This is a genomic window from Xenorhabdus sp. TS4 (genome assembly GCF_014467265.1).
Classification (GTDB): Bacteria; Pseudomonadota; Gammaproteobacteria; order Enterobacterales; family Enterobacteriaceae; genus Xenorhabdus; species Xenorhabdus ehlersii.
On the sequence record NZ_NKHQ01000003.1, the window covers coordinates 144,396 to 166,078 of the forward strand.

Genomic DNA, 21,683 nt, shown 5'->3' on the forward strand with positions numbered 1-21,683 from the left:
TTATCCTCTACCCAACAAAACACCCAAATGATAAAATCTTGTTGTGACATAGCCTTTTGTTCCTTTATTTCTCTTTGTTTGTCAACTTAAAGTTATAAAGGAGCGGCTATGTCATTTCAACTCACCATAAAAGTCGAGCATCGCGTTAATTTTCTATTTTCTTTTAATTAAATGTTAATAGTGGTCAGGGCATATTACTTATGCCCTGATTTCATTTAAAAATAGATTTTATCACCTAAATAACAAAAATTTATCACACATCACACCATAAAATACCCGAAAAAACAGAACATTATTTTAAATAGCACAAAGTGTGAACAACATTCAATATTATTCGCTTTTTAACCATACATAAATGAAATTGTTTATTTATAGTGCGATGTGGGTCGCGAAACAGAAACATTATGGTTTCAAAAAAGTAACATTTTGAATTATTTTTTTACAGTGCACAAACAAAACAACCCAAAAAATCGTTTCAACAGTCTTATTTATGTAGAAACATGCAGAAACACAATTATCTGTAAGAAAATCCAATTTCACAAAAAATAGCCAGATAAAGGAGCTGTATATGCGTAAGTTGATGTTAACCATGATGTTGCTTAGCACAGTTGGAGCTGCCCATGCTGAGGAATTGACAGGAACACTGAAAAAAATCAAAGATAATGGCATTATCGTTGTTGGACACCGAGAATCTTCTGTTCCATTCTCTTACTACGATAATCGACAAAACGTCGTTGGTTATTCCCAAGATTATTCCAACCTAATCGTTGATACCGTCAAGAAAACGCTGGATATGCCTAATTTGCAAGTTAAGCTGATCCCGATTACCTCCCAGAACCGCATTCCCCTGCTACAAAACGGTACTTTCGATTTTGAATGTGGCTCTACTACCAACAACGTTGAACGACAGAAACAAGCGGCATTCTCCAATACCATTTTTTCCGTCGGTACTCGTCTGCTGACCAAAAAAGATTCAGGCATCAAAGAATTTGATGATCTGGCAGGAAAAAATGTCGTTGTCACTTCCGGTACAACTTCTGAAATCTTGTTAAATAAGCTCAATGATGAGAAGCAAATGAAAATGCGTATCATCAGTGCCAAAGACCACGGTGATTCATTCCGTACCCTGGAGTCAGGCCGTGCTGTCGCTTTTATGATGGACGATGCCTTGCTCGCCGGTGAACGCGCGAAAGCCAAAAAACCCGACCAATGGATCATTGTTGGCAAACCACAATCGGAAGAAGCATACGGTTGTATGCTGCGCAAAGATGATCTTCAATTCAAGAAATTGATTGATAACGTTATTGCCAAAACACAAACCTCCGGTGAAGCAGAAAAAATGTTTGATCGCTGGTTTAAAGAACCCATTCCACCTAAAAACCTGAATTTAAACTTCTCCATGTCAGATGAAATGAGAGCTTTGTTTAAATCACCAAACGATAACGCATTGAATTAACTAATCAAAATCCCGATTTGATTGGCAAGACGGGTATGAGGTAGTCGTTCCCTACCTCATTTTTTCCAGACTTAAATTCGATGAATGACAGCTAACCCCATATCAGGGAGTTCGATTATGTCCGCTAATTGGGATTGGGGCATCTTTTTACAAGCCGCCCCTTTTGGTAATACCACCTATCTGGGGTGGCTTATTTCTGGTTTTCAGGTGACGGTGGCACTTTCCGCCTGCGCCTGGATCATTGCATTCGTTGTCGGTTCATTGTTCGGTATTCTCCGTACAGTTCCGAATAAATTCCTTTCCGGGCTTGGAACCTGTTATGTGGAGTTATTTCGTAATGTTCCTCTTATTGTCCAATTTTTTACCTGGTATTTGGTAGTTCCTGAGTTTTTGCCCAAAAGCCTAAGCGATTGGTTTAAAATGGAGCTGGACCCCAATATTCAATTTTTTATCTCCTCAGTCATCTGCTTAGGGTTATTCACTGCTGCCCGTGTATGCGAGCAAATGCGCGCGGCAATCCAATCACTTCCAAGAGGGCAAAAAGCCGCCGGTCTGGCAATGGGTTTAACCTTGCCACAAACCTATCGTTACGTTCTGCTGCCAAACGCCTATCGGGTGATCATTCCCCCAATGACCTCGGAAATGCTCAATTTGGTGAAAAACTCAGCCATTGCTTCCACAATCGGTTTGGTCGATATGGCCGCCCAGGCTGGTAAATTACTGGATTATTCCGCACACGCCTATGAATCATTCACAGCGATCACATTGGCTTATGTGGGTATCAACCTGGTGATTATGCTTGCCATGAGCATACTGGAGAAAAAAGTACGTTTACCCGGCAATATGGGAGGGCGATAAGAAATGTATCAGTTTGACTGGAGTTCGATTGTACCAAGTTTGCCCTTTCTTCTGGATGGATTGTTGATAACGGCAAAAATTACCGTGACAGCCGTTATCATAGGCATTGTCTGGGGAACCATTCTGGCGATGATGCGCCTCTCATCCAGCAAGGCATTGAGCTGGTTTGCAGCCCTATATGTTAACCTTTTCCGCTCGGTTCCACTGGTGATGGTATTACTGTGGTTTTATCTGATTGTGCCTAACTTATTACAAAATATTCTAGGCATATCACCAAAAACCGATATCCGTTTAATTTCTGCAATGGTAGCTTTCTCGCTCTTTGAAGCAGCTTATTACTCCGAAATAATTCGAGCAGGTATCCAGAGCATTTCCCGCGGGCAATCTTCCGCTGCGCTGGCACTAGGTATGACTCAACTACAAAGCATGCGGCTGGTCATACTGCCACAAGCATTTCGGGCAATGATCCCATTGCTGCTAACACAAGGCATTGTATTATTCCAGGATACTTCTCTGGTATATGTATTGAGTCTGGCGGATTTTTTCCGTACAGCAACGAATATTGGTGAGCGCGATGGAACCCAGATTGAAATGGTTCTGTTTGCTGGCTTTGTTTATTTTGTGATTAGTTTTTCCGCTTCTATGCTGGTTAACTATTTGAAGAAAAGGACTGTTTGATGATTTCCCTGAAAAATGTATCCAAATGGTATGGCCAATTTCAGGTTCTTACTGACTGCTCAACTGAAGTCAAAAAAGGCGAAGTAGTCGTGGTCTGTGGGCCTTCTGGTTCCGGCAAATCCACACTGATAAAAACGGTCAATGGCCTTGAACCTGTCCAGCAAGGTGAAATTCGAGTAAATGATACAAAAGTCAATGACAAAAACACCAATCTGGCACAATTGCGCTCCAAGGTGGGAATGGTATTTCAGCACTTTGAACTTTTTCCTCACCTATCGATTATTGAAAACCTGACACTGGCTCAGGTTAAAGTGTTAAAGCGCGACAAGAAAAAAGCGACTGAAAAAGGCTTAAAACTGCTGGAGCGAGTTGGGTTAGCCAGCCATGCGGATAAATTCCCTGCACAACTCTCCGGTGGTCAACAACAACGTGTTGCCATTGCCCGAGCACTCTGCATGGATCCTATTGCTATGCTGTTTGATGAGCCTACTTCCGCTCTTGATCCTGAAATGATTAATGAAGTACTGGATGTCATGGTGGAATTGGCGAACGAGGGCATGACCATGATGGTGGTAACCCATGAAATGGGATTTGCCAAGAAAGTGGCACATCGCGTTATTTTTATGGATGAAGGTAAAATTGTCGAAGACAGTAAGAAAGAAGATTTCTTTGCCAACCCGAAATCAGAACGTGCTCGCGACTTTCTGGCGAAAATTCTGCACTGATTTTTCCTCATCGGCGGAAGGCAAAACTGCCGCCGATCTTAAATTTCCCCTAAAAATAAGTAATTTTCCGCATTCCTCCTTTAACAAGAGTTGTTGCCCCTATCCCTTATCAGCTATGCTATGGAATCTTTGATTTCATCAACAAACCAAACGCGCTAAAGGCGTAGCTTTATTACTCACCATAGGATTATCGGTGCCATGCAAGAACAATATCGTCCAGAAGACATAGAACAACAAGTCCAGCTTCATTGGCAAGAGAAGCAAACGTTCAAAGTGACAGAAGACAGCCGCAAAGAAAAATACTATTGCCTGTCCATGCTACCTTATCCTTCTGGCCGACTACATATGGGCCATGTCCGTAACTACACCATTGGTGATGTGATTTCCCGTTACCAGCGCATGCTGGGCAAAAACGTACTGCAACCCATCGGGTGGGATGCATTTGGCCTGCCAGCAGAAGGTGCTGCGGTCAAGAATAATACCTCCCCTGCCCCGTGGACTTATTCCAACATTGAGTACATGAAAAACCAGTTAAAAAAACTGGGTTTTGGCTATGATTGGGATCGTGAAGTCACCACCTGTACGCCAGAGTATTACCGCTGGGAACAGTGGTTTTTCACTCAATTGTACGAAAAGGGTCTGGTATACAAAAAAACCTCCGCAGTTAACTGGTGCCCGCATGACCTAACTGTTCTCGCTAATGAACAGGTTATTGATGGCTGCTGCTGGCGTTGTGACACCCAGGTTGAGCGTAAAGAGATCCCACAATGGTTTATCAAGATCACCGATTATGCAGAAGAGCTGCTAAACGATCTGGATAAACTGGAAGATTGGCCAGAACAGGTCAAAACTATGCAGCGCAACTGGATTGGCCGTTCTGAAGGTGTCGAAATCACGTTCAATGTTGCTGACAGCCAAGAAAAACTCACCGTTTATACCACACGCCCGGATACATTCATGGGAGCAACCTATGTCGCTGTGGCGGCTGGTCATCCTCTGGCAAAACAGGCTGCGGAAAATAATCCTGAACTAGAGAAATTCATCGACGAATGCCGTAATACCAAAGTTGCCGAAGCTGATATGGCAACAATGGAGAAAAAAGGTATGCCAACAGGCATGTTTGTCATTCATCCATTGACCAACGAAAAACTCGCCATCTGGGTTGCCAATTTTGTCCTGATGGAATACGGCACAGGTGCGGTTATGGCTGTTCCAGGACACGATCAACGTGACTGGGAATTTGCCACTAAGTACAACCTGCCAATAAAAGCCGTTATTCTTGACAACGATGGTAATGTACCAAACGTTGAGGAAGCGGCTGTTACTGACAAAAATTCACTGGTCAATTCCGGCGAATTCAGTGGCCTGAACCATGAAGAAGGCTTCAATGCTATCGCAGACAAACTGGTTGCAATGGGTGTCGGACAACGTAAGGTCAATTACCGCCTGCGCGACTGGGGTGTTTCTCGTCAACGTTATTGGGGTGCTCCAATACCAATGGCAACACTCGAAGATGGCACGGTTGTTCCTGTTCCGGAAGATCAATTGCCGGTAATTTTGCCAGAAGATGTCGTGATGGATGGGATCACCAGCCCAATCAAAGCTGATCCTGAATGGGCAAAAACAACCATCAATGGTCAGCCAGCACGGCTTGAAACCGATACCTTTGATACCTTTATGGAATCCTCATGGTATTACGCACGCTATACCTGCCCAGATTATGATAAAGGTATGTTGGACCCGACTGCAGCCAACTATTGGTTGCCAGTGGATCAATACATCGGTGGTATTGAACACGCTATCATGCACCTGATGTACTTCCGCTTCTTCCACAAATTGATGCGCGATTCTGGTATGGTCAACTCTGATGAACCTGCCAAGCGCCTGCTATGCCAAGGCATGGTTCTGGCTGATGCCTTCTACTACACTGGCAACAGCGGCGAGAAAATCTGGGTATCTCCGGCTGATGCCATTGTTGAGCGCGACGAGAAAGGCCGTATTGTAAAAGCAACGGATAAAGATGGTCATGAACTGGTTTATACCGGCATGAGCAAAATGTCGAAATCCAAAAACAACGGTATCGATCCACAAGTTATGGTCGATAAATACGGTGCCGATACTGTTCGTCTGTTCATGATGTTCGCTGCACCACCAGAACTGACTCTGGAATGGCAAGAATCTGGCGTTGAAGGGGCTAACCGCTTCCTGAAACGTGTTTGGCGTCTGGTTCATGAACACAGCAATAAAGGAGCCACCCAGCCACTGCATGTCAGCAACCTGACTACAGAACAAAAAGATCTGCGCCGTGATTTACACAAAACCATCGCGAAAGTCACTGACGATATTGGTCGCCGTCAAGCGTTCAACACCGCCATTGCGGCCATTATGGAGCTAATGAATAAACTGACTCGCGCGCCACAGGAAACAGAGCAAGATCGTGCTCTGATGCAAGAAGCAGTAACTGCGATTGTACGTATGCTTTCACCTATTACACCACACGCTTGCTTCGTCATGTGGAAAGCGCTTGGTAATGAAGATGACATTGACACTGCCGCATGGCCACAAGCTGATGAGCAGGCAATGGTAGACGATACTAAACTGGTAATTATCCAAATTAACGGTAAGGTTCGTGGCCGCATTACGGTACCGGCAGATGCAACAAAAGAGTATGTCCAAGAGATGGCAATGCAAGAATACGGTGTGAAGAAATATCTTGAAGGCGTCAGTATCCGCAAAGTCATCTATGTTCCAGGTAAGTTACTGAATCTGGTTGTAGGCTGATAACAGGAGACCCTATTTGTGGTAGAAAATAATCTACGACGTCATATTTACACCTTGTTGTTCGGGTTAGCGGTGCTAGTCACCGCTGGCTGCGGTTTCCATATTCAGGGCACAACACAGGTACCAAAAGAACTGCAAACATTGCAATTAAGTTCTGGTGACCCTTATGGGCCTCTGGCACGGGCAGTACGCCAGCAACTTCGGCTGAACGATGTCAAAATTATTGAAAATGGTGATGCTTCAGTACCTATCCTGAAACTGGTTGGCTCTAATGAAAACAAAGAGACAGTTTCTATCTTTCAGGATGGTAAAGCGGCTGAACGCCTGTTGGTATTGAATGTTGATGCACAAGTTCTGATGCCGGATGGTAGCATCTATCCATTGCAGGCGAAGGTTGATCGTTCATTTTTCGATAACCCTTTGGAAGCACTGGCAAAGGATGCAGAAGATGAACTGGTTAAGCAGGAAATGCGCGAACAGGCTGCCCGCCAGCTTATGCGCCAATTGCTGACCGTCCATAGTGCAGAACTCCTCAAAGCCGAGGCAACCCAAAAAGCTGCGGCTACACAGAAATAATGATCCGACTGTATCCTGAACAACTGCTTTCGCAGCTCAATGAAGAGCTGCGAGGCAGCTACCTGTTGTGGGGCAATGAGCCATTATTATTACAGGAAAGTCAAGACAGCATCCGCAAGGTGGCTGAACAACATGGCTTTATGGAGCATTTCACCTTTACATTGGATAACCATACCGATTGGGATGAAATCTTCAGTCTGTGTCAGTCACTTAGCTTGTTTGCCAGTCGCCAGTCTCTCAACCTGCTGCTGCCAGAAAATGGCCCAAATGCCGCAATAGCAGAGCGGCTGACCAAACTGTCAGGGTTGCTACATTCAGATATTTTGCTGATATTGCGTGGACACAAGCTTACCAAAGCACAAGAAAATAGCCCGTGGTTCAAAGCGATTGGGCAAAATGGGGTATATGTCAGTTGCTTGACACCTGAGCAAAATCGTCTGCCACAATGGGTGGCACAACGTGCCAAAAACATGGGGCTATTACTGGAAAATGAAGCCAATCAATTACTCTGCTATTGCTATGAAGGAAATCTATTGGCAATGGCCCAGGCCCTGGAACGCCTTTCCCTGCTCTATCCTGATAATAGATTGACACTTCCTCGCGTAGAAGAAGCTGTCAACGATGCGGCTCACTTTTCTCCCTATCATTGGGTTGATGCTTTGTTGGCAGGAAAAATAAAGCGGGCATGGCATATATTGAAACAACTTCGGCAAGAAGATACCGAGACGATTATTTTACTCCGTACCATACAGCGGGAGCTAATGCTGTTGCTGGTACTTAAGCGTCAATATACGACCGTCCCTTTGAAAACTTTGTTTGATCAACACAAGATTTGGCAAAATCGCAGAACATTGCTGTCAACCGCACTACAGCGCCTGTCACAGCGAGAACTGCAATCTGCCATACATTTGTTGACCCAGATGGAACTGCGCGTCAAACAGGATTATAGCCAATCCATTTGGGCTGACCTGGAAACGCTTTCCATGTTGTTATGCGGAAAACCATTACCAGAGAGCTTCCTGAATGCTTGAATCTATCGATCCAATCAATATCGATCAAGATATTGATTCAACAAATATTGCCCCAATCAATGCCATTGATTCTACAACCAATGGGAATACTCCTGTTATTCAGGCTTTATTCGGTGGTACATTCGATCCTATTCATTATGGTCATTTGCGTCCTGTGGAAGCATTGGCTCAATTAGTAGGACTCAAGCAAGTAATCTTATTACCGAATCATGTCCCCCCGCACCGTCCTCAACCGGAGGCAACCACCCAGCAACGACTGGAAATGGTTCGTCTGGCGGTGCGGGATAACCCTCTGTTTACCGTGGATACCCGTGAGCTAGAGCGACAAGCTCCCTCTTACACAGTAGAAACACTGAAATCCTTTCGCCAGGAAATCGGCGAGCAACATCCATTGGCATTCATCATTGGTCAGGATTCATTACAAACCATTCATACCTGGTATAAATGGGAAGAATTGCTCGACATTTGTCATCTGTTAGTCTGCTCCCGTCCGGGTTATCAAAGTCAACTTTCGGCTCCAGGAATGCAATCATGGTTTGAAAAGTACCAAATTGATTCTCCACTCTCTCTGAGCCAAAAACCACACGGTTATATTTACCTGGCAGCCACTCCGTTGTTAAACATTTCAGCAACAGATATTCGCCAGCGTCACCTACAAGGGATAAGCTGTGATGACTTGCTTCCCCCATCGATACAAAATTATATCGATTCACAGGGGCTATATAAGAAATAACGAAACTATGCGGTGATTTGCAGCCAACTCGCTTACTTTTATAGAGATTGGCATGCTATTATTCTGCGTTACCCAACCAATTTTATGAAATAAAGGTGATCCTTTTGCAAGGCACAGAACTACAACAATTTGTTATTGATAAACTTGAAGATTCCAAAGCACAAGATATTGTTTCTATAGACGTTCGTGGAAAATCCAGCATTACTGACTGCATGGTTATCTGCACAGGAACATCAAATCGCCATCTGATGTCTGTGGCAGATAATCTGGTGGATGACTGTCGCCAAGCCGGCATTATGCCTTTAGGTGTTGAAGGGCAAGGCATTTCAGACTGGATAGTCGTCGATCTCGGCGAAATCATGGTCCATGTAATGCAAGAAGACAGCCGCCGTATGTACGAACTGGAAAAACTCTGGAGCTGAGTTTGAAGTTACAACTGGTTGCTGTAGGAACAAAAATGCCGGACTGGGTACAGACCGGCTTTATGGATTATTTGAATCGTTTTCCCAAGGATATGCCTTTTGAGCTTATTGAAATTCCAGCGGGAAAACGAGGCAAAAATGCTGACATCAAGCGCATTCTGGAAAAAGAAGGTGAACAGATGCTGGCTGCCGTTGGTAAAGGTAATCGTATTGTGACTCTGGATATTCCTGGCTCTCGTTGGGATACCCCACAATTGGCACAACAGCTTGAACGCTGGAAGCTGGATGGCAGAAATGTCAGCCTGTTAATTGGAGGCCCTGAAGGTTTGGCCCCTGCCTGCAAAGCAGCCGCGGAACAAAGCTGGTCACTTTCTCCTTTAACCATGCCGCATCCTCTTGTACGAGTTCTGGTTGCGGAGAGTCTTTATCGGGCGTGGAGCATCACTACTAACCACCCTTATCATCGGGAATAAATTGGGTAACCTGACACCGTGAATTCTGGCAATGGGATGAAGAATCAACGAACCCCTTTTCGCGATCATTCGGCTGAATCGGCCTTATTCATACGCCGCGCATTCGTGGCGTTTATGGGCATTATTATTTTAACAGGCATCCTATTTGCCAATCTTTATCATCTCCAGATTACACGCCACGAAGATTACCAGACCCGATCGAATGGAAATCGTATTAAGCTTGTTCCCATAGCCCCGAGCAGGGGCATCATTTATGACCGTAATGGCACACCGCTGGCAGCTAACCGAACTATTTATCAGTTAGAAATCGTGCCACAAAAAGTCACTGACCTTGATAAGACATTAAATGAACTGCGCTCCGTCGTTGGACTGACTGATGAAGATATTGAAACCTTCAAAAAAGAGCGTCAACGCGCACGCCGTTTTACCTCTATTCCTCTAAAAACATCATTAACCCCAGTTCAGGTTGCTCGGTTCTCCGTCAATCAATATCGCTTTACGGGATTAGAAATCAAGGGCTACCAACGTCGCTATTACCCTTACGGCTCCGCTCTCACCCATGTGATCGGCTATGTTGCCAAAATCAACGACAAGGATGTAGAACGACTAGAAAAAGAAGGTATTCTTGCAGACTACGCAGCTACCCACGATATCGGAAAACTGGGTATTGAACGTTATTACGAATCTATCCTGCATGGCAAACCGGGTTATGAAGAAGTCGAAGTCAACAACCGCGGTAAAGTGATCCGCCAGCTACATGAACAACCACCACAAGCTGGCAAAGATATTTACCTGTCAATCGACTTAGAGTTACAAACCTATATTGAAGAGATACTGACGACCAGCCGCGCAGGTGTTGTTGTTACCGATCCGCGTACAGGGGAGGTTTTAGCTATGGTATCCAATCCAAGCTATGATCCGAATCTGTTTGTCGATGGTATTTCGAGTCAGGACTATAAATCTCTGCTCAATGACCCCAATCGCCCCTTAATTAACCGTGCCACACAAGGTGCTTACCCACCAGCATCAACAGTGAAACCTTTTATTGCCGTTGCAGCCCTCAGTAGTGATGTCATCACCAAGAATACAACAATCAATGATCCTGGTTGGTGGCAACTGCCAGGCTCAGAAAAACGTTACCGTGATTGGAAACGCTGGGGACATGGCAAACTGAATGTGCATAAATCGATTGTTGAATCAGCGGATACTTTTTTCTATCAAGTCGCCTATGATATGGGTATCGATAAACTGTCTGAATGGATGACAAAATTCGGCTATGGTCAATTTACTGGTATCGATCTGAAAGAAGAAAATCCCGGCAATATGCCTACCCGTGAATGGAAACTCAAGCGCTATAAAAAACCGTGGTATCAAGGCGATACGATTTCCGTTGGTATCGGTCAAGGATACTGGACTGCAACGCCTATGCAGATGGTAAAAGCCTTAATGATCTTGATTAACGATGGAGTAGTGAAAACACCCCATTTCTTGATGAATACTCGTGTCAATGGCGAAATGCAACCTTACCAGTCGCCAACCAGCGAACCTATTGGGGATATTCATTCTGGGTATTGGGAAATTGCTAAAGATGGCATGTATGGTGTTGCCAATGCCCCAAATGGTACAGCGCGCAGAGCCTTTGCCGGTACGCCATATAAAGCGGCCGTTAAATCAGGTACTGCTCAGGTTTTCAGTTATGAAACCTACAATGCGAGTAAACTTGCTGAACATCTACGTGACCATAAACTGATGATTGCCTTTGCGCCCTATGACAACCCGACGGTTGCCGTTTCCATCATTCTTGAAAATGGTGGCTCTGGGCCGCCTGTTGGCACTATTGTTCGTCAAATTCTGGATCATATTTTACTCAGGGATAACAAAAACACCTCTCCTGCCAGCTCCTCTGCGGAGACAGGAGTAAATCAAGCGACCCAGAACAGAAACTAATTAATTGAGTAACACCATGACAGACTCATCAAACAAGGTTCCTTTCTGGACCCGATTACATATAGATATTCCATTACTGCTATGCGTTCTGGCATTACTGGTCTACAGCCTTTTCATTATGTGGAGCGCCAGTGGGCAAGACATTGATATGATGGAGCGAAAGATAGGGCAGGTCATCATGGGTCTTATAATGATGCTTGTCTTGGCTCAGGTTCCTCCACGTATGTACGAAAATTGGGCACCTTATCTCTATATTGTCTGTGTTGTTCTACTTATCTTCGTTGATGTTTTTGGACAGATTAGTAAAGGAGCGCAGCGCTGGTTGGATCTGGGCATTGTACGTTTCCAGCCGTCAGAAATTGCCAAAATCGCTGTACCTTTGATGGTGGCTCGCTTTATGAATCGAGATCTCTGTCCACCTTCGCTGAAAAATACGGGCATTGCGCTGGTTTTGATCTTTGTTCCTACTCTACTGGTAGCAGCACAACCCGATTTAGGCACATCTATTCTGATTGCCGCTTCTGGGATATTCATCCTATTTCTAGCAGGAATGAATTGGAAACTCATTGGCATTGCCGTTTTACTGCTTGCCTGTTTCATCCCAATTTTGTGGTTCTTCCTGATGCATGATTACCAACGCGCCCGCGTTATGATGCTATTAGATCCAGAAAGTGATCCATTGGGCAAAGGCTACCATATCATTCAGTCCAAAATTGCTATTGGCTCAGGGGGAATGTTTGGAAAAGGCTGGTTGCAAGGCACTCAATCGCAGTTGGAATTCCTGCCAGAGCGACATACCGACTTTATTTTCGCTGTTCTGTCGGAAGAGCTGGGGTTAATTGGCGTCCTAGTTTTGCTCGTACTCTACTTGCTGGTTATTATGCGTGGATTGTTTATTGCAACCAAGGCGCAGAATACTTTTGGCCGAGTCATGGTCGGAGGGTTGGTACTGATTTTCTTTGTCTATGTTTTTGTCAATATCGGCATGGTAAGCGGTATCCTGCCGGTAGTCGGTGTTCCTCTACCGTTGATTAGTTATGGGGGATCAGCATTAATTGTCCTAATGGCGGGGGTCGGCATTATCATGTCGATACACACGCATCGTAAATTATTGTCCAAAAGCTTATGAGGAAGAAGTTTCATGCGTCAACAGTGGCTTATACTTAGCATCGTAGCTGTATTGATATCAGGTTGTACCACAACAGGTAGCGATCGGACAACTTCTCTTCCCCCAGTTCCAACTCGTGATGTTTTGGGGGCGGAGCCTCAATATGAGCCTTACCATCCAAGTGCCAACCGTGATTATCAGCGGGATGGGCAAACCTATCACATAGTGCAAGATCCTGCTCACTTTACCCAGACAGGCTATGCCAGTTGGTTCGGTGAAGAAACCAATGGAAAACTGACAGCAATTGGTGAACGAGCAAGTCCCTATGCTTTAACGGCAGCGCACCCGACACTGCCTATTCCAAGTTATGTTCGTATCACCAATTTAAGCAATGGACGCATGATGATTGTTAGAGTCAATGATCGAGGCCCTTACAATAAGCCGGGAAAAATCATTGAATTATCTCATGCAGCAGCAGAACGGCTCAATTTGATGCCACAAAGCAAAGTGAAATTGGATGGTATTCTCATTTCACCTGATGGCTCACTTTCCGGTTTGGGAACAGAAGGATCAACGATTGTTAAACAGAGCTTTGCTTTACCTGAAATACCTAATCTTAGTTCTCAATCACCAACGCCTCCTGCTGTAACAAGCAGTTCTACTGACGAAAATACAGAGAAGCAACCACAACCAGCAGCTGAACAAACCACTACAACACCTGCACCTGAATCAACAAACGGTTACATGGTGCAAGTAGGTGCAATCAGTGCTGAACAAAAAGCCAAAGAATGGCAACAGTCATTGAGCCAGCGCTTTAACGTTCAAGGGCGCATTTCCCAATTTGGTAGCGTCTATCGCGTTCAGCTAGGACCATTCAATAACCGCCAGCAAGCTATGGAATTGCAAAAGAAATTGACAGATCAGATGCAGCAATCTTCGTTTATTGTTGCTCCCTGATTCATGCAACACAATCACGATAACGCGATAAATAGCATCACCGCCTGCTGATATTTTCCTGTCAGCAGGCAGATAAAATCTGCTGCACCCGGTTTTGTTTAATGTCAGCTTTTTTTTCATTTGTTATTATATCATTTATTATCAATCCTTCTCTCACGGATGTTATCTAATCAATCATGAAATACATAGTTACTTCCCGTTTTATTAAAAGAGCCACGTTAGGCATTGTTCTGGCTGCCAGCGTTTCCGCATCTGCCTACGCGGATGATAATTTCAAAACCATGATCCCCGGTGTACCAGAACTGGATTCAGAAGCCTATATTCTGATTGATTACAACTCAGGAAAGGTATTAGCCGAAAAGAATGCAGATATCCGCCGCGATCCCGCAAGTCTGACCAAAATGATGACCAGCTACGTCATTGGCCAGGCCATCAAATCAGGAAAAATCAAAACGGAAGATATCGTTACTGTAGGTAAAGATGCCTGGGCAACGGGTAATCCGGTATTTAAAGGCTCATCTTTGATGTTTTTAAAACCCGGTGACCAAGTTTCTGTCGCTATGCTTTCCCGCGGTATCAACTTGCAATCTGGCAATGATGCCTGTGTTGCTATGGCAGACTATGTGGCAGGCAGCCAAGATGCGTTCGTCAGTTTGATGAATCAGTATGTGCAAAGTTTGGGACTGAAAAATACCCATTTTCAAACCGTTCATGGCTTGGATGCCAATGGTCAATACAGCTCTGCCCATGATATGGCTTTGATTGGCCAGGCACTAATCCGCGATGTTCCGGATGAATACGCTATCTACAAAGAAAAAGACTTTACTTACAACAATATTCATCAGCCTAATCGTAATGGCTTGCTATGGGATCAGAGCCTGAATGTCGACGGCATTAAAACAGGCCATACCAGCGGCGCAGGATATAACCTTGTTGCTTCTGCTACCGAAGGCAATATGCGCCTGATTTCTGCGGTGATGGGCAGCCCAACCTCCAAAGGACGTGAAACCGACAGCAAAAAGTTACTGACCTGGGGCTTCCGTTTCTTCGAAACGGTTTCACCACTGCAAGTTGGTAAAGAATTTGCGTCAGAGCCAATTTGGTTTGGTGACACTGATAAAGTCCAACTGGGCGTTGACAAAAATGTTTACCTGACTATTCCCCGTGGCCGTTTGAAAGACCTGAAAGCCAGCTATGTATTGAACAATACCGAATTACATGCACCACTTGCTAAAAATCAAGTTGTTGGAACTATCAACTTCCAGCTTGATGGTAAAACCATTGAACAACGCCCATTGGTTGTGATGCAGGAAGTAAAAGAAGGTGGTTTCTTCAGCCGCCTGATCGACTATATTCGACTGATGTTTCATCACTGGTTCGGCTGATCTCTTGAAAGCCAGATATTGAGCCTATATTAAATTAGATATCGTTAAAAAAATTATCACGCCACGGCAAATCAACCATTATGCCGTGGCAAATATTTTAGGAGCGCCCATGAAAACGAAATTAAATGAACTACTTGAGTTCCCCTGCTCATTCACCTACAAGGTGATGGGTTTGGCTCAACCTGAGCTGGTGGATCATGTTATTGAAGTGGTTCAACGCCATGCCCCGGGCGATTACTCTCCAGTTGTGAAACCCAGCAGCCAGGGTAACTACCATTCCGTATCCATTACCATCAATGCGACACATATTGAGCAAGTTGAAACGCTGTATGAAGAGTTAGGTAAGCTGGAGTTGGTTCGCGTTGTGCTGTAATGGTGCAATCACAATTTACTGAAATATAATTCGCTGAAACACAATGCGCTGATTTATACGTCAGCGCATTGCCAATAAAAAAACATTTAGTCAGATTCAGGCATGGTTATCTCTTGGAGACTTAGCCCAATACGCCATAAAATTAATTAATGTTCGATCTAAATGACGCTCTTGGAGCAAATAACGGCGTAGATTCTTTACAGCAGATGATTCTGCTGCAACCCAAGCATAAAAACAGTTAGCCTGATTTTCATTTTCAGCCCTTTCCCATAATGTGCCGTCTGGTGAAACAGTTTCAGTCAGGGACTGCACTTCAGTAAGTGCTGACGCCGGCAAAATAACATGCTCACGTACTGCCTCCAGCAGGCGCTCACCATATCCATACCCAACTTTAACCTCACGAGGCAACCAAAATACATTGGCGAATTTAAATTTCTCTATATTAATGCAATCCCCTTGCTTGGGAACTTCAAAAAATGCCTGTACATCAGGAGGATTCTCATTTAATGATAATTCCTCAAGGATACCCAATGCCGCGGGTAAAGCCGTCTCATCAGCAATCAGCAACACCTGACGGACCTGTGCTGGCGGCTTCCACTCGCAGCCATCAGCCCCATTTATTGAGCCAGCATTGGAATCAACTTTCGGGGCGACAATCTGTAAAGGAGCGCCTGGATTAGCCTGCTTCAACCAATTGGATACCGGCGTATTTTTACCATGTAAGACAAACTCTACATCCATCTCATTGTCTTCGATGCGTAGCGCCCTTAATGTGTATGTTCTCATTACAGGACGTTCTTCTTTAGGGATAGACATGTAGTTACTGTACCAGTCTTTTCCCTCTTTTATTTGCAGTGAAGGATTGCTTGCTTGAGGAAATAATAGCTTAATACGTTGATCGGGCGCATGCTGCCGCATTTTATGCACTTCAGAACCTTCGAAAACACAACGCAAAATAGAGGGTGATACCGTGATACGTTCTTTCAAGAACAAGTTAAAAATAGAGTAAGTTGAAGACATAATATTATATTAACAAACAGGTTTGTTATTCTCTTGATTGATAAAATATTATACAACCTAGATCAGATGGTAATTCAAATCAATATAATAATGATAATTGTTTCTATTAAAATCGATAAGGATGCCCCGAAACGACCGTCAATATTTTTAATATCAGCAGTCCAAAAAATGATAAATGGGAAAAATTGTCACTCAAAAACGCCAAAACGCTTTTGAACATAAAATCAGTATTGGGTAAATTTCCAACCGTCCCAATAACATAGCCGCACACATCATCCATTTCGCTATAGGGTCAAGATTGCCGAAGCCTTGCACCGTCGCGCCATATCCTATCCCCATGTTATTAATACAAGCAGCAACAGTGGCAAATGAAGTCATCAAATCATAACCGAGCAAGTTCAATGCCCAAATAAAGAAACAACTAAAAAAAACATAGAGGAAGAAGAACCCCCAGACAGAGCGCAGTACTCTTTCCTGAACCACAGATTTTCCGATTTTAATCGTCGAGATGGCATTTGGATGAATGAGCTGATTAATCTCACTCACACTCTGTTTTGCCAGGATCATAAAACGGAGGGCTTTAATGCCTCCACACGTTGAGCCTACGCAGCCACCAAAAAAACTCACTGCCAGCAACAGCAAGATCGTATGGGGAGGCCATTGAGCGTAATCAGAAGTCGCCAAACCATTATCCGTCATCATAGAACTGGTCATGAAAAAACCGTGAACAAAGGCTTCTGTCACACCATACATGCCTGAACGGTATAATTCTAACCAGATAATGACAACTATCGCCGCCAGTACCAGTAAGAAAAATTGCAGTTCAGCATTTTTTAGCAGCGGCTTTAAACTCCTGCGCGTCAGAGCAACAAAATAGAGCGTAAAGTTGACTGCTGACAGAACTGAAAAAATGCCTCCCACCATTTCAATGGCTGCGCTGTCGTAATAGCCAAGACTCTCATTGCGGGTAGAAAATCCGCCCAAAGAAACCGTTGAGATCCCATGACAGATAGCATCAAACCACGACATTCCTGCGACCCAAAAACTGGCCGAACAAAGTCCGCCCAGCAATAAATATACTACCCACAAACTTTTAGCACTGTCCGCAAGCCGTGGAGTCAACCGTTCTTCTTTGAAAGGACAAGGCATTTCTGATTGATATAATTTGGCACCACCAATCCCCAGTAAAGGCAAGATGGCAACGGCCAGGACGATGACACCCAAGCCACCAATAAAATTAAGCTGAGCGCGATAATAGAGCACGGACTTTGGCAGGGCTGAGACATCATTCAATACCGTGGCTCCGGTGGTTGTAATGCCAGATATCCCTTCAAACATTGCATCCACCAGATTAATATTTAAACTTTTGTCGAGCACAAAAGGCAAGGCACTGAGCAATGAGAACAACAACCAAAAAAGCACAATGATAAGAAATCCATCTTGCGTACTGGGCTGCGCCTTGATTTTACGGGTAAAATACCAGCCTATTCCACCTGTAACTAAGCCAATGACAAATGTCTCAAAAAAAGCAAAAACACTTTTTTCTTTATAAAACAGAGCCACAAAAGTAGGCAGCAACATAGAGAGGCTGTAAAGGAGCACCAAAAAACTACAAAGATGCCCAACAATCAGAAATTGGTTTTTTTTGACCATCTGCTAGCTCAAACAGGAGATTAAAGGGAAAATCGTCAAAATATATAACCATGATAATATAAAATAAAAATATATTCGTCTAATTAACAATATTATTGTATTAAGGCATTCTCAAACTGGTGGGAATCATCTTACAGCGTTATACTGACGGGCACTTTTTGTTAATGAATGATGAAATTTCCATTGCAACATAACACCGTTATTTTACGCCAGTTAGGCATTCAGCCCTACGAACCGGTTTCTGATGCCATGCACCAGTTCACCGAGCAACGTACAGCGGAAACACCTGATGAAATCTGGCTTGTCCAACACGAAAAAGTATTTACGCAAGGTCAGGCTGGCAAAGCTGAGCATATACTTGCACCGGGTGATATCCCTGTTGTCCAGTCAGATAGAGGGGGACAGATCACTTATCATGGTCCCGGACAGCAGGTCATGTATGTTTTGATTGACTTGAAACGGTCAAAAATTGGGGTGCGTCAATTGGTCACTTCAATCGAAAATACCGTAATCGCAACGCTGGCACATTTTGGCGTGGAATCATGTGCTCGCCCAGATGCCCCCGGAGTTTATGTCGCAGGTAACAAAATATGTTCCCTTGGGTTGCGTATCCGAAAAGGATGCTCTTTCCACGGTTTGGCACTAAATATTGCAATGGACTTACAACCATTTTTACGCATAAACCCTTGTGGTTATGCAGGAATGCAAATGATCCAACTCAGTGATTTCGTCACCGGAGTGACCATTGAAGATGTACAACCCATTCTGGTGGAAAAATTCTGTCAGATCTTGGGATTCCAACTCATCGACGAAAGATGATATAATTTTTTAACATTTTTCAAAAAAATTTGAATGGATTTATTTGCCTCGATATTTTTCTCATAACCATCAGGCAATAAATCAAAATCTGAAGAATATAACTGGAAGCAGCACGATTATGAGTAAACCAATTCAGATGGAACGTGGTGTCAAATACCGCGACGCAGACAAGATGGCTTTGATCCCTGTGAAAACAATTGCCACAGAACGTGAAGCACTCTTGCGTAAACCTGAGTGGATGAAAATCAAACTTCCTGCGGATTCCAGCCGCATTCAGGGTATCAAAGCGGCAATGCGCAAAAATGGGTTGCATTCTGTCTGTGAAGAAGCCTCCTGCCCTAACCTTGCTGAGTGTTTTAACCACGGAACCGCCACTTTTATGATCCTTGGCGCCATCTGTACTCGTCGCTGTCCATTCTGTGACGTAGCTCATGGTCGTCCAAATGCACCTGATGCAAATGAACCTATCAAGCTTGCGCAGACTATCCAGGATATGGGGCTGCGTTATGTCGTTATTACATCTGTTGACCGTGACGATCTGCGCGATGGTGGTGCACAACATTTTGCTGACTGTATTACGGCTATTCGTGAAAAAAGCCCATCAATTAGGATTGAAACTTTAGTACCGGACTTTCGCGGCCGTATGGATCGTGCGCTGGAAATTCTGACTGCAACTCCCCCTGATGTGTTCAACCACAATTTGGAAAACGTGCCACGGGTTTATCGTCAGGTTCGTCCCGGTGCTAACTATGACTGGTCATTAAAATTGCTGGAAAAATTCAAAGAAGCACATCCAGATATCCCAACTAAATCAGGCTTAATGGTGGGATTAGGCGAAACCAACGAAGAAATTTTAGAAGTCATGCGTGATTTGCGTAGCCACGGTGTCACCATGCTGACATTAGGGCAATATTTACAACCAAGCCGCCATCACCTGCCAGTACAGCGTTATGTCAGCCCCGCTGAATTCGATGAAATGAAAGAAGCCGCGTTAGAAATGGGCTTTACCCATGCTGCCTGTGGTCCGTTTGTTCGCTCTTCGTACCATGCTGACTTGCAGGCCAAAGGCATAGAAGTCAAATAATCTGTTGCCACCATCATGATGAATATTATATTTGCTGTATTTATTGGTGGTGGCCTGGGTAGTGTATTACGCTGGCTCATCAGCCTCCGTTTGAACACTCCTTCTTCCTCGATTGCCGTTGGTACGCTGACGGCTAATTGTGTTGGCGCATTTATCATTGGATTGGGTTTGGCCTATTTTAACAAAGCTACACATCTCGATCCGGTTTGGAAGTTCATGCTAACGACAGGGTTTTGCGGTGGGCTAACGACCTTTTCCACCTTTTCTGCTGAAGTGATTTATCTATTGCAAGCAGGAAAAATAGGTTGGGCACTGTTTAGCATTTTGGTGAATGTGATCGGTTCATTGTTGATGACAGTATTAGCTTTTGCAGTGATGAACAAACTGTAAGGATCTTATAACTATCTAAAAAATGATAAGATAAAAAAACCCGTTAGCAAAACGGGTTTTCAGAATACGGGATTCGAAATTAGATTGCGACAACGTTTGCAGCAGATGGACCTTTCGCACCCTCAGTAATTTCAAACTCTACTTTTTGGCCTTCAGCCAGAGTTTTGAATCCGCTAGACTGAATGGCGGAAAAGTGTACAAAAACATCTTTACTACCATCTTCTGGAGTGATAAAACCAAATCCTTTGGATTCATTAAACCACTTAACGTTACCTTTAATTTTTGACATTAAAACTTACCTTTAATAAAAAAGACACGAACTCTGTGTCACGTACAGTACAGCAAATAATATAGTCCACTGTCTGCAACATAGATCACGAAACATATAACCGAATGTAAAAAAACACACTTTTTGTTTAATTACATTGATTGATTTTATACGCCAATGGTGATTTCACAAATAAATTAGCGTTTTATTTTAATTCTGTTTACTTTTTACCTTTCTATTCTTTTCATGATCGAGTAGCCACCTTTTGATATCCAGCCCACCGGTATAGCCAACCAATTTACCATCATGTCCAATCACCCGATGACAAGGCACAATTAATGAAATAGGGTTGCGTGAATTCGCCATACCAACCGCACGACAATAATTTACCGATCCCAACGTTAGTGCCAATTGTTTATAACTCCACATTTCGCCATAAGGAATTTTACAAAGTTGCTGCCAAACACGCTTTTGGAATTCAGTTCCCTGCATACTTAAAGGAACGGTAAACGTTAGTCGTTTCCCTTTAAAATATTCTTGCAGCTCTTTCGCGCACTGTTTGGTTATCACACTCTTTGATTCTAATTCTTTCTTTTCGTTGACGAAATAGATACTGGTTACTCCTTCATCGTCCGCAGTGATATGTACATAAGGCTTGGGAAATCCTTCTGGAGTATTCAGGTAATGATGATACATAAACTACCTCCATTTAATTTATTATTGAAAATTTCTGTACTAGCCTAAATCTCTCATTCATCAATTTGCAATGATGAATTCGGTTACACATCTGACAATTTGATAAAGAAACCATTGCGCCCTCTGACAATTAAAATTATGGCTCTGCCAATAAGTTATAATACTTTATTTTTAATGTTACCTCTTTGAAAAAGATTAAAACACCACATATAGACAAAAAAAATCAATTAACAGCCATATATAGTATAAA

22 protein-coding genes are annotated in these 21,683 nt (G+C 43.7%); 18 read left to right on the top strand and 4 right to left on the bottom strand.

The window, feature by feature from the left end:
* Positions 1-568 precede the first annotated feature (568 nt).
* The 15 genes from Xets_RS02680 (at position 569) to ybeD (ending at position 15,503) form a co-directional block, all read left to right on the top strand.
* The gene (locus tag Xets_RS02680; protein WP_143707507.1) at positions 569-1,456 is read left to right on the top strand and encodes a glutamate/aspartate ABC transporter substrate-binding protein; all 888 of its coding nucleotides are present in this window, start codon (positions 569-571) and stop codon (positions 1,454-1,456) included.
* Between the two features lie 117 nt (positions 1,457-1,573).
* Complete coding sequence (locus Xets_RS02685; protein ID WP_099131102.1) at positions 1,574-2,314, top strand: amino acid ABC transporter permease; 741 nt, start codon at positions 1,574-1,576, stop codon at positions 2,312-2,314.
* A gap of 3 nt (positions 2,315-2,317) precedes the next feature.
* Positions 2,318-2,992: a glutamate/aspartate ABC transporter permease GltK gene (gene gltK, locus Xets_RS02690; RefSeq protein ID WP_099131101.1), complete on the top strand. Its 675-nt coding sequence runs from the start codon at positions 2,318-2,320 to the stop codon at positions 2,990-2,992.
* Complete coding sequence (locus Xets_RS02695) at positions 2,992-3,717, top strand: amino acid ABC transporter ATP-binding protein (RefSeq protein ID WP_099131100.1); 726 nt, start codon at positions 2,992-2,994, stop codon at positions 3,715-3,717. The genes gltK and Xets_RS02695 overlap by 1 nt, the downstream gene beginning before the upstream one ends.
* Before the next feature lie 198 nt (positions 3,718-3,915).
* A complete protein-coding gene (leuS, locus tag Xets_RS02700; protein WP_187651125.1) occupies positions 3,916-6,498 on the top strand; it encodes a leucine--tRNA ligase in 2,583 nt (860 codons plus the stop codon).
* A gap of 18 nt (positions 6,499-6,516) precedes the next feature.
* Positions 6,517-7,074 (top strand): LPS assembly lipoprotein LptE, encoded by a 558-nt coding sequence (gene lptE / locus Xets_RS02705; RefSeq protein ID WP_099131098.1) that lies wholly within the window; start codon positions 6,517-6,519, stop codon positions 7,072-7,074.
* The gene (holA, locus tag Xets_RS02710; protein ID WP_099131097.1) at positions 7,074-8,105 is read left to right on the top strand and encodes a DNA polymerase III subunit delta; all 1,032 of its coding nucleotides are present in this window, start codon (positions 7,074-7,076) and stop codon (positions 8,103-8,105) included. The genes lptE and holA overlap by 1 nt, the downstream gene beginning before the upstream one ends.
* A complete protein-coding gene (gene nadD / locus Xets_RS02715; RefSeq protein WP_099131096.1) occupies positions 8,098-8,838 on the top strand; it encodes a nicotinate-nucleotide adenylyltransferase in 741 nt (246 codons plus the stop codon). The genes holA and nadD overlap by 8 nt, the downstream gene beginning before the upstream one ends.
* A gap of 95 nt (positions 8,839-8,933) precedes the next feature.
* Entirely contained in the window at positions 8,934-9,260 is a 327-nt protein-coding gene (rsfS, locus tag Xets_RS02720; protein WP_074018466.1) for a ribosome silencing factor, read from the top strand.
* 2 nt (positions 9,261-9,262) lie between these two features.
* Complete coding sequence (rlmH, locus tag Xets_RS02725; protein ID WP_047769160.1) at positions 9,263-9,733, top strand: 23S rRNA (pseudouridine(1915)-N(3))-methyltransferase RlmH; 471 nt, start codon at positions 9,263-9,265, stop codon at positions 9,731-9,733.
* A gap of 36 nt (positions 9,734-9,769) precedes the next feature.
* Positions 9,770-11,680, top strand: coding sequence for a peptidoglycan DD-transpeptidase MrdA (gene mrdA, locus Xets_RS02730; RefSeq protein ID WP_187651126.1), 1,911 nt, complete (start codon positions 9,770-9,772; stop codon positions 11,678-11,680).
* 16 nt (positions 11,681-11,696) lie between these two features.
* Positions 11,697-12,809 carry a peptidoglycan glycosyltransferase MrdB gene (gene mrdB / locus Xets_RS02735; protein ID WP_187651127.1) on the top strand — a complete coding sequence of 371 codons (1,113 nt, stop codon included), beginning with the start codon at positions 11,697-11,699 and terminating at the stop codon, positions 12,807-12,809.
* Positions 12,810-12,821: 12 nt separating this feature from the next.
* Positions 12,822-13,745, top strand: coding sequence for an endolytic peptidoglycan transglycosylase RlpA (rlpA, locus tag Xets_RS02740; RefSeq protein ID WP_187651128.1), 924 nt, complete (start codon positions 12,822-12,824; stop codon positions 13,743-13,745).
* A gap of 176 nt (positions 13,746-13,921) precedes the next feature.
* Positions 13,922-15,130, top strand: coding sequence for a D-alanyl-D-alanine carboxypeptidase DacA (dacA, locus tag Xets_RS02745; RefSeq protein WP_099131092.1), 1,209 nt, complete (start codon positions 13,922-13,924; stop codon positions 15,128-15,130).
* 109 nt (positions 15,131-15,239) lie between these two features.
* Positions 15,240-15,503 (top strand): DUF493 family protein YbeD, encoded by a 264-nt coding sequence (ybeD, locus tag Xets_RS02750; protein WP_187651129.1) that lies wholly within the window; start codon positions 15,240-15,242, stop codon positions 15,501-15,503.
* Between the two features lie 96 nt (positions 15,504-15,599).
* Here ybeD and Xets_RS02755 read toward each other — a convergent pair whose 3' ends face one another.
* Both Xets_RS02755 and Xets_RS02760 read right to left on the bottom strand, forming a co-directional pair.
* Entirely contained in the window at positions 15,600-16,523 is a 924-nt protein-coding gene (locus Xets_RS02755; protein ID WP_187651130.1) for a siderophore-interacting protein, read from the bottom strand.
* Positions 16,524-16,715: 192 nt separating this feature from the next.
* The gene (locus tag Xets_RS02760; protein WP_187651131.1) at positions 16,716-18,176 is read right to left on the bottom strand and encodes a TrkH family potassium uptake protein; all 1,461 of its coding nucleotides are present in this window, start codon (positions 18,174-18,176) and stop codon (positions 16,716-16,718) included.
* 171 nt (positions 18,177-18,347) lie between these two features.
* Between Xets_RS02760 and lipB the strand changes: the two genes are divergently transcribed.
* From lipB to crcB, 3 genes are all read left to right on the top strand, one after another.
* Entirely contained in the window at positions 18,348-18,995 is a 648-nt protein-coding gene (lipB, locus tag Xets_RS02765) for a lipoyl(octanoyl) transferase LipB (RefSeq protein WP_187651141.1), read from the top strand.
* Between the two features lie 118 nt (positions 18,996-19,113).
* Positions 19,114-20,079, top strand: coding sequence for a lipoyl synthase (gene lipA, locus Xets_RS02770; protein WP_099131088.1), 966 nt, complete (start codon positions 19,114-19,116; stop codon positions 20,077-20,079).
* Positions 20,080-20,094: 15 nt separating this feature from the next.
* Entirely contained in the window at positions 20,095-20,469 is a 375-nt protein-coding gene (gene crcB, locus Xets_RS02775) for a fluoride efflux transporter CrcB (RefSeq protein ID WP_099131087.1), read from the top strand.
* A gap of 79 nt (positions 20,470-20,548) precedes the next feature.
* Here the strand turns inward: crcB and cspE are convergent, their stop codons facing one another.
* Both cspE and Xets_RS02785 read right to left on the bottom strand, forming a co-directional pair.
* Positions 20,549-20,758, bottom strand: a complete 210-nt coding sequence (gene cspE / locus Xets_RS02780; protein ID WP_047769142.1) for a transcription antiterminator/RNA stability regulator CspE — start codon at positions 20,756-20,758, stop codon at positions 20,549-20,551.
* A 189-nt stretch (positions 20,759-20,947) separates the two neighbouring features.
* Positions 20,948-21,433 (bottom strand): methylated-DNA--[protein]-cysteine S-methyltransferase, encoded by a 486-nt coding sequence (locus tag Xets_RS02785; RefSeq protein ID WP_099131086.1) that lies wholly within the window; start codon positions 21,431-21,433, stop codon positions 20,948-20,950.
* Between the last annotated feature and the right edge of the window lie 250 nt (positions 21,434-21,683).